The 12,373-nt window shown below is 19.7% G+C and carries 11 protein-coding genes and 1 rRNA gene (1 of these 12 only partly in view); 10 read left to right on the top strand and 2 right to left on the bottom strand.

The features are described 5' to 3' along the window. Positions 1–4 precede the first annotated feature (4 nt). Positions 5–598 carry a GTP cyclohydrolase II gene (ribA, locus tag GJT80_RS01955; protein WP_168867698.1) on the bottom strand — a complete coding sequence of 198 codons (594 nt, stop codon included), beginning with the start codon at positions 596–598 and terminating at the stop codon, positions 5–7. Positions 599–827: 229 nt separating this feature from the next. Here ribA and murJ point away from each other — a divergent pair, with 229 nt between their 5' ends. The 8 genes from murJ (at position 828) to pykF (ending at position 9,853) form a co-directional block, all read left to right on the top strand. Then, on the top strand, positions 828–2,387 hold the full coding sequence (gene murJ / locus GJT80_RS01950) for a murein biosynthesis integral membrane protein MurJ (RefSeq protein WP_168867697.1): 1,560 nt from the start codon (positions 828–830) through the stop codon (positions 2,385–2,387). Positions 2,388–2,797: 410 nt separating this feature from the next. Continuing rightward, positions 2,798–3,172: an iron-sulfur cluster assembly accessory protein gene (locus GJT80_RS01945; RefSeq protein ID WP_168867696.1), complete on the top strand. Its 375-nt coding sequence runs from the start codon at positions 2,798–2,800 to the stop codon at positions 3,170–3,172. 11 nt (positions 3,173–3,183) lie between these two features. Continuing rightward, complete coding sequence (gene sufB, locus GJT80_RS01940) at positions 3,184–4,653, top strand: Fe-S cluster assembly protein SufB (protein WP_168867695.1); 1,470 nt, start codon at positions 3,184–3,186, stop codon at positions 4,651–4,653. A 32-nt stretch (positions 4,654–4,685) separates the two neighbouring features. Then, entirely contained in the window at positions 4,686–5,426 is a 741-nt protein-coding gene (gene sufC, locus GJT80_RS01935; protein ID WP_168867694.1) for a Fe-S cluster assembly ATPase SufC, read from the top strand. Then, the gene (locus tag GJT80_RS01930) at positions 5,407–6,696 is read left to right on the top strand and encodes a SufD family Fe-S cluster assembly protein (protein WP_168867693.1); all 1,290 of its coding nucleotides are present in this window, start codon (positions 5,407–5,409) and stop codon (positions 6,694–6,696) included. Before sufC ends, GJT80_RS01930 begins: the two co-directional genes overlap by 20 nt. Beyond that, a complete protein-coding gene (locus tag GJT80_RS01925) occupies positions 6,686–7,918 on the top strand; it encodes a SufS family cysteine desulfurase (RefSeq protein ID WP_168867692.1) in 1,233 nt (410 codons plus the stop codon). Before GJT80_RS01930 ends, GJT80_RS01925 begins: the two co-directional genes overlap by 11 nt. 2 nt (positions 7,919–7,920) lie before the next feature. Next, positions 7,921–8,349: a cysteine desulfuration protein SufE gene (sufE, locus tag GJT80_RS01920; RefSeq protein WP_168867691.1), complete on the top strand. Its 429-nt coding sequence runs from the start codon at positions 7,921–7,923 to the stop codon at positions 8,347–8,349. A 91-nt stretch (positions 8,350–8,440) separates the two neighbouring features. Continuing rightward, on the top strand, positions 8,441–9,853 hold the full coding sequence (gene pykF, locus GJT80_RS01915) for a pyruvate kinase PykF (RefSeq protein WP_168867690.1): 1,413 nt from the start codon (positions 8,441–8,443) through the stop codon (positions 9,851–9,853). A gap of 58 nt (positions 9,854–9,911) precedes the next feature. Here pykF and GJT80_RS01910 read toward each other — a convergent pair whose 3' ends face one another. Further along, positions 9,912–11,087 carry a cysteine desulfurase family protein gene (locus GJT80_RS01910; protein ID WP_168867689.1) on the bottom strand — a complete coding sequence of 392 codons (1,176 nt, stop codon included), beginning with the start codon at positions 11,085–11,087 and terminating at the stop codon, positions 9,912–9,914. Positions 11,088–11,273: 186 nt separating this feature from the next. On the opposite strand from GJT80_RS01910, the gene murI reads away from it, so the two are divergent. Both murI and GJT80_RS01900 read left to right on the top strand, forming a co-directional pair. Beyond that, complete coding sequence (gene murI, locus GJT80_RS01905; protein WP_168867688.1) at positions 11,274–12,095, top strand: glutamate racemase; 822 nt, start codon at positions 11,274–11,276, stop codon at positions 12,093–12,095. Positions 12,096–12,299: 204 nt separating this feature from the next. Next, positions 12,300–12,373, top strand: a 16S ribosomal RNA gene (locus tag GJT80_RS01900); it runs 1,494 nt beyond the window's last position.

Raw genomic sequence — 12,373 nt, 5'->3', positions numbered from 1 at the left:
TTAATTATTTTAAAATATGACCCATTTTACTAGCTTTAGTTTTTAAATATTGATTATTTTTTGAATTATATCCTACAATTAATGGAATACGACTAACTACATTAATACCATTTTTTTTTAAAATATTAATTTTACTAGGATTATTTGTTAATAATTTTATTTTTAAAATACCTAATATTTTTAATATATCTGCACATGCATTATAATTTCTTTCATCTGAAGCAAAACCTAACTTATGATTTGCTTGTACGGTATCTAACCCATTATCTTGATAATTATAAGCTGTAATTTTATTTAATAATCCTATATTTCTACCTTCTTGTCTATGATAAATTAATATTCCACATTTTTCTTTAGAAATTTGTATTAAAGATGATTTTAATTGAAAACCACAATCACAACGAAGACTAAATAAAGTATCTCCAGTTAAACATTCAGAATGAATTCTTGTTAAGACAATATTTGTTTTATAAATTTTATTTATATCATAAATTAAAGCAATATGATTTTTTCCAGTAGATATTTCTTCAAAACCTATTATAATAAATTCTCCCCATATAGTTGGCAATTTTGCTCTTGATATTTCTTTTAAATTCATATAATAATTCCTTATTAATATATAAATAATTTTATTATTTATTAGGTTATATAACCTAACATAAAGATACAACTTTTGTAAAAATTAAATATTAAATAAAACTAATATTTATTTAAAATTAATTTTGTATGAAACTATTATAGTAAATATATAAAACTTTTATATATATTAAAATTTTTATTGAAATAATTTATGTACATAAAAAAATTATTTTTATTTAAGGAAAAATATGAATTTGTTAAAATCATTAACAATGGTTAGTATTATAACATTATTATCTAGATTATTAGGTTTTATTAGAGATAGTCTTATAGCAAAAATTTTTGGTGCTGGTGTTTATAGTGATTCTTTTTTTATGGCATTTAAATTACCAAATTTATTACGTCGTATTTTTGCTGAAGGAGCTTTTTCTCAAGCTTTTACTCCAGTTTTAGCAGAATATAAAAATAGAAGAAGTATTATTGAAACTAAAGAGTTTATTTCTGCTGTATTAGGAATATTAACAATATTATTATCAATTGTTGTTGTATTAGGTATAATATTTTCTACTTTTATTATTTCTATAATAGCTCCTGGATTTGTTACTACTACTTATAAATTACTATTAACTTCTAAAATGTTAAAAATAACTTTTCCTTATATCCTTTTAATTTCTTTATCGTCCATAGCAAGTGCTATTTTAAATATTTGGAAAAATTTTTTAGTTCCAGCATTTACTCCTATATTATTAAATTTATGTATGATATTTTTTATAATATTTTGTCCATTTTGTTTTAATCCTCCAGTATTAATATTAGCATGGTCTGTTATAATCGGAGGTTTTATACAATTAATGTATCAATTAATTTATTTAAAAAGAATAAATATGTTAGTACAACCACGTTGTAAATTTGTTATATATAATAATATTCATGGTGTAATAAAAGTTTTTCAAAAAATGGGTATAGCTATTATTGGTGTATCTGCAACTCAAATATCTTTATTAATTAATTCTGTTTTTGCTTCTTTTTTAATTACAGGTTCAGTTACGTGGATTTATTATGCTGATCGTTTAATGGAATTACCTATTGGAATGTTTGCTATTGCATTAAGTATAGTATTATTGCCAGCATTAACAGATGCATTTACTACAAACAATGAAAAAGAATATAATCAATTAATAGATTTGGGTTTACGTTTATGTTTTCTTTTAATAGTTCCAAGTTCTTTAATGTTAGGTTTTTTTTCTAAAATATTATTAATTTCTTTATTTCAATATGGAGCATTTACTTATTTTGATGTTTTAATGACACAAAAAAATCTTATTATTTATGCTATAGGTTTATTATTTATAATAACATCTAAAGTTCTAGCTTTAGGGTATTATGCTAGACAAAATGTTAAAACTCCTGTATCAATAGCAATATTTGTTTTAGTTATTACTCAATTAATTAGTCCTATATTTATTTATTTTTTACATCATATTGGTTTTGCTATATCAATATGTTTAGCTGCATTTTTAAATTTTATTTTATTATTATCTAAATTAGTACGAAATAAAATTTATATTCCAGAATCTGGATGGTACAATTTTCTTATACGAATAACAATTGTTACTACTATTTTAGGTATATTATTATTATTTTTTTCTATGATAATTTCTGAACAATGGTTAATTTTATCTAGTTTACAATTTCGTATAATATTTTTATGTATTTTTTGTTTTTTTATTTTAATATTATATATGTTAGTATTATTTTTATTAGGTTTCCGTTTACAAGAATTTTCATTACATAAAACAAAAATATAATTTTTATTAATTTAATATATCAGAAAATTATATAACAATAATTATCAATAGTAAAAAAAACATTATATCTTATAAAAAAATATATTTAATAAATATTATTTATAATAAACAATATAATTAATATATAATAATTATATATTATATGATTTAACTTTAACTTAATTATTATTAATTATTTATTTATAATTGAAAAAATATTTATTTAAAAGTAATTATGAATAATTATATTATATATTAATAAAATTTATATTTTATTATAATAAAAATTATTATTAAAATAATTTAAATATTTTTAATAATTAATTTTTTTGTGTTTTATATAATTTGATTAAATAATATTAATTAAAATTAAACATTTTAAATAAATTATATTTTTAATAATATAATTCATTATTTTTTGGATGGTAATTATGTTCAAAAAGAAATTAATACATTTTTTTTGTAAAGAATCTTGGAAAGGAATTTTTTTAACTAATAATTCATTATTACAAATTAATAAAATAATAAAAAAATATCCTACTATTAATGGTATTAGATTAATTTTAAAAAAAACAGGTTGTTTTGGTTTTAAATATAAAATTGAATTAATAACAAAGCCTTTTAAAAATGATTTAATTTTTCAATATAATAATATCTATATATATATAAAAAGAATAGACATTATTTTTATAGATGGAACAATAATAGATTTTATTCAAGAAGATTTTAAAGAATATTTTAAATATTATAATACTAAAATCAAAAAATCTTGTGGTTGTGGAGAAAGTTTTAATATTAAACATTAAAGAAATTTACTATGCAAAATAATAATATAGAAAATAAAATTAAATTTTTTAATAAAAAAAAATCTCTTTATAAAGAAGGTTTTTCTACAAATTTAAAAAATGAACAATTAATACCAGGAATTAATAAAAATATAATTAAAAAAATATCTAAAATTCGTAATGAACCTAAATGGATGTTAGATTTTAGATTAAAAGGATATAATTTTTGGAAAAATAGCAAAGAACCACATTGGTTAAATGGAAATTTTGATAAATTAAATTATCAAAATTATATTTATTATTCTGCACCTTTATCTATTAAAAATAATAATACATTAAATATAAATCCCAATATTAATAAAAATAAATATTTTACAAATGCTGTATCAGATACTTTTAATAAATTAAAGATTCCTATCAATAATAAAAATATAGCTGTTGATGGAATATTTGATTCAGTATCTGTTATTACAACTCATAAAGATAAATTATTTCAAAAAGGAATAATTTTTTGTTCTTTAAATAGTGCTATTCAAAATTATCCTGATTTAGTTAAAAAGTATTTAGGTACAGTTGTTTCTGCTAATGATAATTTTTTTGCATCTTTAAACGCAGCTGTAGCTTCTGATGGAACATTTATATATATACCTAAAAATGTAAATTGTCCTATAGAATTGTCTACTTATTTTCGTATTAATGAAAAAAATATTGGGCAATTTGAACGTACTATTTTAATTGCAGATGAAAATAGCAGTGTAAATTACATAGAAGGATGTTCTGCTCCTATAAGACATAATTATCAATTACATGCTGCTGTTGTAGAAGTAATATTATTAAAAAATGCTAAAGTAAAATATTCTACTGTACAAAATTGGTTTTCAGGCAATAAAAATTCAGGAGGGATTTTAAATTTTGTTACTAAAAGAGCAATATGTAAAGGAAATTATAGCAAAATGTCATGGACTCAATCAGAAACAGGATCTGCTATTACATGGAAATATCCTAGTGTTATTTTAAAAGGAGATTACTCTATTGGTGAATTTTTTTCAATTTCTTTAACAAATGGTTATCAACAAGCTGATACTGGAACTAAAATGATTCATATTGGAAAAAAAACAAAATCCACAATTATATCTAAAAGCATTTCTACTGAAAATAGTAAAAATACTTATAGAAGTTTAGTGAAAATTAATCAAAAATCAAATTATTCACGTAATTTTACTCAATGTGATTCTATTTTAATAGGTTCAAAATGTAGTACTCATACATATCCTAATTTAAAAATTGCTAATAATACATCACAAGTTGAACATGAAGCTACAACTTCTAAAATTGGAGAAGATCAAATATTTTTTTGTTTACAAAGGGGTATTAATATGGATAATGCTATTTCTATGATTATTAATGGATTTTGTAAAGATATTTTTATTAAATTTCCTTTAGAATTTGCTATAGAAGCACAAAAACTATTATCAATTAATTTAGAAAAAAGTATTGGTTAAAATTTTTTAATTAAATATTATTTAAATAAATTATGTTAAAAATAAAAAATCTTCATGTACATATAAATAATAAAGTAATATTAGATAGACTTAATCTAAAAATTAATTCTGGTGAAATTCATGCTATAATGGGTCCTAATGGATCAGGAAAAAGTACTTTATCATATATTTTAGTAGGAAAAAAAGAGTATATGATTTCTAAAGGAGAGATAATTTTCAAAAAAAAAAATTTATTAAATATGAATCCTGAAATAAGAGCAAGAGAAGGTATTTTTGTATCTTTTCAATATCCTCCTGAAATACCAGGAGTAACTAATAATTTATTTTTATATACATCATTAAATGAAATAAGAAAATATAATGGATTATCTTTATTAGATAGATTTGAATTTCAAGATTTAATTCACGAAAAAATAAAAATGTTAAATATAAAAAAAAATTTTCTTAAACGTTTTGTCAACGTGGGTTTTTCTGGTGGTGAAAAAAAAATTAATGATGTATTACAAATGTTAATTTTAGAACCAAAATTATGTATTTTAGATGAAATCGATTCAGGTTTAGATATTGATGCATTAAAAAAAGTTTCAAAAATAATAAATATTATGAGATCTAAAACTAGATCATTTATTATTATTACTCATTATCGTCGTATTTTAGATTATGTTAAACCAGATTATGTACATATACTTTATAATAATAAGATTGTGAAATCTAGTGATTTTACACTAGTTAAACAATTAGAGGATCAAGGCTATGGTTGGCTTAATGAGTAATAATTTATTAAAACAATTAAATTATATATATCAATTACATAAACAAAAATACTTTTCAAAAAATTCAGAAAATCATTGGTTAAAATTAAAAAATTTATTACATGATCCAACATATGTAAAAAAAAATACATATTTAAATATTATTAATAATAAATTATTTAAAATTCCTTTAACAAGAGAATTTTTAAAAAAAGATTTAGTAAATTTTACTTTTCAAATAGATGCTGTTTTTTTATATTTTATAAATGGAAAATTGAATAAAAATATAAGTGATATAGATAATATATTTTATAAAATAACTATTAATAAAATTAATATTTTAAATTATCAAAATATTTTTATTAAACATAATATTTTTACTCATTTATCAGAATCTTTATCTAAAGAAATCATTTTTATTGATGTAAATTTAAATAATATTAGTGATATAAAACCACTTTATTTAATATATATTAATATAGGTAATAATAATACCAAAAATTTTTTTTATATGTCAAATTATAGAGTTTATATAAATATTCAGAAAATAAAATCTATTAAAATATTTGAACATTATATCAATATTAATCAATCTTATTTTAATAATATTTATACAACTTTAATTTTAGGTAATAATATAAATTTAACACATTATAAATTTATTACTGGCGATAAAAAAAATTATTATTTTGCTAATCATGATTATTTTTTTAAAAATAATAGTTATATTACAAAATATGATTTTTTAATGTCTAACAGAATTATATATCAAAATAATAATTTTCAATTTAATGGAAACAATTCTAAATTAACTTATAAAAGTTTATCCTTATCAAAAGGAAACAATATTTCTTATATTAATAGTTATTTAGAACATAATAAAAAATATTGTTATAGTAATCAACTTCATAAAGCAATAGTTTCTGATAATTCTATTATAAATTTTAAAGGATTATTAAAAATTAATCCATTGGCTATAAAAACAGATGGACAAATGAATTATAGTGGATTATTACTCAATAATTTTTCAAAAATAAATATTCAACCAAAATTAGATATTTATAATGATGATGTAAAATGTAAACATGGTGTTTTTTCTGGTAAAATAGACAATAATCAATTATTCTTTTTAAGAACCCGTGGTATTGATTTTAAAAAATCTAATAATATACTTCTTTTTGCATTCTTAGTTGACTTAATTCAAAATATTTGTGATGATAATTTTAAAAAAGAAGTATATAAATATTTATCAAATTATTTCTCTACAGAGAATATTTTTAATGAATTTTAATTTAATAAAAATTAGGCAACAATTTCCAATTTTATCACATAAAGTTAATAAGCATAACTTTATTTATTTTGATAATGCTGCTACTGTACATAAACCAATATCAGTTATTTCTTCATTAAATAAATTTTATACTAAATATTATTCATCAGTACATAGAGGTACACATACATTAAGTATAAAAGCAACTAATATTATGGAAAAGATACGTCGTCAAGTAGCTATTTTTATTAATGCACAAAAAACAGAAGAAATAATTTTTACTAAAAGTACTACAGAAGGAATTAATTTAATTGCAAATACTTGGGGTGTAAATAATATTTTATCAGGAGATAATATTATTATATCAGTAATGGAACATCATTCTAATATTATTCCATGGCAAATTATATCAAAAAAAATAGGATTTAATATACACATCATACCATTAACTAAAAATGGAGAATTAAACTATAAAAAAATTTATAATTTAATAGATAAAAAAACTAAATTAATATCCATTACTTATATTTCTAATGTATTAGGAATAATTAATCCTATAAAAAAAATAGTAAAATTAGCTCAAAGTAAAAATATTTTAACAGTAATAGATGGTGCTCAAGCAGTTACAAATAAAATAGTTAATGTTCAGAATATTGGATGTGATTTTTTTGTTTTTTCAGGACATAAAATTTTTGGACCTACAGGAATAGGTATTCTTTATGGTAAAAAAAAAATATTAGAATTAATATCTCCTTGGGAGGGTGGAGGTGGAATGATAAGTAACATTGATTGTAATAATTTTCCTATTTGGGAAAAAATACCATGGAAATTTGAAGCAGGTTCGCCTAATATTGCTGGTATTATAGGATTAGGTGCTGCTTTATCATGGTTTACATCATTTAATATAAAAGATATTATAAATCATAATAAAAATTTAATGTTATATGCTTTAAAAAAAATGTCTAATATACCAAATATTAAAATTTTTGGTAATAATTCTCTAAAAAATAGAATAGGTATTATTTCTTTTAATTTAAAAAATTGTCATCCTTATGATGTAGGATGTTTTCTTGATGAATATGGTATTGCAATACGTACCGGACATCATTGTGCTATTCCTTTAATGAAATATTATAATGTTAAATCTATGTGTAGAATATCTTTTTCTATATATAATAATTTTGAAGAAATAGATATTTTTATTAGTAAATTGATCTATATAAATAATTTATTAACTAAATAATTATGTTTATAAAAATATTACCTAACAAAAATATATTAGAAACTAATTTTAAACGTTGTAATAGTTGGGAAGAACGATATTTATATATAATAGAATTAGGACATAGAATTTCAATTCTTTCTCAAAAACATCATTCTTTAAAAAATTTAATTCATGGATGTCAAAGTCAAGTTTGGATAACTTTAAAAATTGATTCGAACAATCACGTATTATTTAAAGGATATAGCGATTCTTCTATAGTACAAGGTTTATTAGCAATTATTTTTATATTTTATAATAATAAAACTTATAACGAAATTATTCAATTTAATATTCAATCATATTTTAAAAAGTTATCCTTAGATAAATATCTATCTTTATCTAGATTACAAGGAATAGAAGTTATTATAAATACTATAAAAAAAAAGATAATAGAATTAATTAATAAATAATTTTTTGTTTAATTATATTAATAATATATTATTATTTATAATATTTTAAAAATTTAAAATTAACTTTTTTATATTTAAAAACAGGCAATATATGAAAAAAACAAAAATAATATGTACTATTGGACCTAGTTCTGAATCTAGACAAATATTGTCTAAATTATTAAATTTAGGTATGAATGTTATGAGATTAAATTTTTCTCATGGTAATCATAAAGATCATGAAAAACGTATTATAAATTTAAGAAAAATTATTAATATAACAGGACAAACTGCAGCAATATTATTAGATACTAAAGGACCAGAAATTCGTACTATAAAACTTAAAAAAGGTGTAGATGTATATCTAAAATCAGGACAAAAATTTATTTTAACTACAGATCAATCTATTATTGGTGATAATCATTGTGTAGCTATAACATATCCTAATTTAATATTTGATCTTAATATAGGAAATAAAATACTTGTAGACGATGGTCTCATAGAAATGAAAGTATTAAATATAGATAATAATAATATTATTTGTGAAGTATTAAATAGTGGTAAATTATCAGAAAACAAAGGAATTAATTTACCGGGAATATCTACTAAATTACCATCTTTATCAGAAAAAGATAAAGATGATTTAATATTTGCATGTAAAAATAATATAGATTACATTGCTGCTTCGTTTATAAGAAAAAAAGAAGATATATTAGAAATTAAAAATTTTTTAAAAAAAAATAAAGGGGAAAATATTCAAGTTATAGCTAAAATTGAAAATCAAGAAGGTTTAAATAATTTTGATGATATTTTAAATGTTTCTGATGGTATTATGGTAGCGAGAGGAGACTTAGGGGTAGAAATACCTGTAGAAGACGTAATTTTTGCTCAAAAAATGATGATTAATAAATGTAATTTTTTTGGTAAAGTAGTAATAACTGCAACTCAAATGTTAGATTCTATGATTAAAAATCCTCGTCCTACCAGAGCAGAAGCTGGAGATGTAGCTAATGCTATTTTAGATGGTACTGATGCTGTTATGTTGTCTGGAGAAAGTGCTAAAGGAAAATATCCTTTAGAATCTGTTGCTATTATGTCTAATATTTGTGAAAGAACAGATATAACTATGAATAATAGAATAAACTTTTATGAAAAATCTATAGAAATGAGTATTACTGATGCAATATGTCGTAGTGCTGTAGAAATATCAGAAAAATTAGAAGCACCTTTAATAATTGTAGCTACAGAATTAGGAAAATCTGCAAAATCAGTAAGAAAATATTTTCCTAAAGCTATGATTTTAGCTTTAACAACTAATATTAGAACTTCTAAACAATTGATATTAAGTAAAGGTATAATACCTAAATTAGTAAAAAAAATATTATCCACAGATGATTTTTATCATATAGGTAAAAAAGTTGCTTTATCTAGTAAATATGCTGTTATAGGAGATGTTATTGTTATGGTTTCCGGAGCTTTAGTGCCTAGTGGAACAACTAATACTATTTCTGTTCATATAATATAATATATTATTGTAATATATATAAATATTAATAAGTTTAATTTAATTAAAAAATAAAATTCTAATTAATAAAAAAATTATTTTTATTATATATTATTTTATTTATTGATTTATGTAACTTATAAATAGTATAATCAATTTCTTTTTTAGTAGTAAATCTACCTAAAGAAATACGTATAGAATTTTTAATTAATTCATTTGTTAATCCTATTGATTTTAATACATATGAAGATTGAGAATAATAAGATGTACATGCTGATGAAAGAGAAATAGCAATATTTTTCATTTCTATGATAAGTAATTTATTCAATATATTTTTTATACCTATATTAATTATGTAAGGTGAACTATGTAAGTAATCTCCATTATAAAATATTCCTTTTATATGTTTTATATTATTCCATAAATAATTTTTTAAATTTTGGATTTTTATCCTATCTTTTTCCATTTCATTAATAGATATAAGTAATGCTTCTGACATACCAATTATTTGGTGAACTGCTAAAGTGCCTGAACGTATATTTTGTTCTTGTCCACCTCCATGGATAAAAGTTTTTAAAAAAACATTAGATTTTTTTTTACTAATATATAAAGCTCCTATTCCCTTAGGACCGTAAAATTTATGTGCAGAAAATGACATTAAATCAATATTCATATTTTTTAAATTAAATGGATATTTTCCTATACTTTGTGTTGCATCAACATGATAAATTATATTTTTATCATGACATATTTTACCTATTTTCGATATATTTTGAATTACTCCAATTTCATTATTAACATGCATAATAGAAACTAAAATTGTTTTTTCATTAATTATTTTTTTTAATTTATTTAAGTTTATTAAACCATTTTTAGATGGTTTTAGATATGTAACATAAAATCCAATTTTTTCTAAATAAACACATGTTTCTATCACAGATTTATGTTCTATTGTAGTAGTAATAATATGTTTTTTATGTTTTTTAAAACAATTAATTATAGATTTTATTGCTATATTAATAGATTCACTTGCTGTAGATGTAAATATAATTTCATTATCATGACATCCCAGACATTTAGCTATATTTTTTCTAGCAATATCAACTGCTTTTTCTGCATTCCATCCAAATATATGTAAATTAGAAGAAGGATTACCAAAAATTCCATCTATAGTTAAATATTTCATCATTTTTTTTAAAACTCTTTTATCTACTGGTGTAGTAGATGCATAATCTAAATAAATTGGATTTTTCATTATTTTAATTTATAAAATTATATTTGTTATTATAAAAATTGTGTATACGTTAATAATAATTGATTAATTTTTTCTATATTTTATATATTATTCATAATAAAATAAATATTTAATTATTTAAATATAAATTAATAATTATTATGATTTTTACTAAAAATTAGAATTTATAAAAAAAGAAATTTTATTATGAATAATAAATTATTACATTTTAAGTGTAAAATAACAATTTTTATTTTTGATTCAGGAGTAGGTGGAATATCAGTATATAGTCAAATAAAAAAAATATTTCCTGAAATACATTTCATATATTTATTAGATAATAAATTTTTTCCTTATGGAATAAAATCTAAAAATTATATTTATAAACGTTGTGTAAAAATATTAAAAAAAATTTCATATCATTATTATATTTCATTAGCAATAATAGCATGTAACACAGCCAGTGTTTCTAGTATTCCTATAATACAAAATTATTTTTCTTTTCCAATAATAGGAGTTACTCCAGTTATAAAAGATTCTATTAATATAACAAATAATGGTGTAATTGGTATTATTGCAACAAAAACAACATTAGAAAATTATTATGTAAAAAATAAAATTGAAGATTTTCGTCAAAATTGTATTATAGAAGTTTTATCTTCTCAAGAATTAGTTTTTTTATCTGAAAAAAAAATACAAGGATTAAATATATCTTTAAAAAAAATTAAAAAAATATTTCAACCTTGGTATAATTTAAAAATTTTTCCAGATACTATAATATTAGGTTGTACTCACTTTCCTTTAATTCTTGATGAGTTAAAAAAAATTTTACCTAAAAATATTAAATTTTTAGATTCTAGTATTTATATACTATCTAAAATAAAAAAAATTATAACAAAAAACAAATTTTTATTTAATACACAAAAAAATATAATTCTATATACAAAATATACAGTAAAAATAAAAAAAATAAAAAAATATTTAATTAGTCAAGGATTTAATTTTTTTAAAAAAATTAAAATAAATTAAAATTATTATTAATTTTGTAAAAAATTCTTGACTCTTTAGAATTTAGATGTAAGATACAGATTAATGCTTTATCTAATATAGTTCTTTAACAATATATAAAAAATTTTTAAGGGCACTCTTTTATAAGAGTTTTGTTATTTTATAAATTTATTTTAAATAAAAAATTAAATTTAACTTTTTTTGTTTTATTTAATTTTTGTGTTTTAATTGAAGAGTTTGATCATGGCTCAGATTGAACGCTGGCGGCAAGCTTAACACATGCAAGTCGAGCGGCATCG

This window comes from Enterobacteriaceae endosymbiont of Plateumaris braccata (assembly GCF_012563325.1).
Classification (GTDB): domain Bacteria; phylum Pseudomonadota; class Gammaproteobacteria; order Enterobacterales; family Enterobacteriaceae.
The sequence above is the reverse complement of the archived record's forward strand: the minus strand, read 5'-3'. Positions and strand labels throughout refer to the sequence as shown.

What these genes read in the sequence shown, in the direction of transcription:
- ribA (WP_168867698.1), bottom strand. Translation starts at nt 598, where the DNA reads ATGAATTTAAAAGAAATATCAAGAGCAAAATTGCCAACTATATGGGGA.
- murJ (WP_168867697.1), top strand. Translation starts at nt 828, where the DNA reads ATGAATTTGTTAAAATCATTAACAATGGTTAGTATTATAACATTATTA.
- GJT80_RS01945 (WP_168867696.1), top strand. Translation starts at nt 2,798, where the DNA reads ATGTTCAAAAAGAAATTAATACATTTTTTTTGTAAAGAATCTTGGAAA.
- sufB (WP_168867695.1), top strand. Translation starts at nt 3,184, where the DNA reads ATGCAAAATAATAATATAGAAAATAAAATTAAATTTTTTAATAAAAAA.
- sufC (WP_168867694.1), top strand. Translation starts at nt 4,686, where the DNA reads ATGTTAAAAATAAAAAATCTTCATGTACATATAAATAATAAAGTAATA.
- GJT80_RS01930 (WP_168867693.1), top strand. Translation starts at nt 5,407, where the DNA reads ATGGTTGGCTTAATGAGTAATAATTTATTAAAACAATTAAATTATATA.
- GJT80_RS01925 (WP_168867692.1), top strand. Translation starts at nt 6,686, where the DNA reads ATGAATTTTAATTTAATAAAAATTAGGCAACAATTTCCAATTTTATCA.
- sufE (WP_168867691.1), top strand. Translation starts at nt 7,921, where the DNA reads ATGTTTATAAAAATATTACCTAACAAAAATATATTAGAAACTAATTTT.
- pykF (WP_168867690.1), top strand. Translation starts at nt 8,441, where the DNA reads ATGAAAAAAACAAAAATAATATGTACTATTGGACCTAGTTCTGAATCT.
- GJT80_RS01910 (WP_168867689.1), bottom strand. Translation starts at nt 11,087, where the DNA reads ATGAAAAATCCAATTTATTTAGATTATGCATCTACTACACCAGTAGAT.
- murI (WP_168867688.1), top strand. Translation starts at nt 11,274, where the DNA reads ATGAATAATAAATTATTACATTTTAAGTGTAAAATAACAATTTTTATT.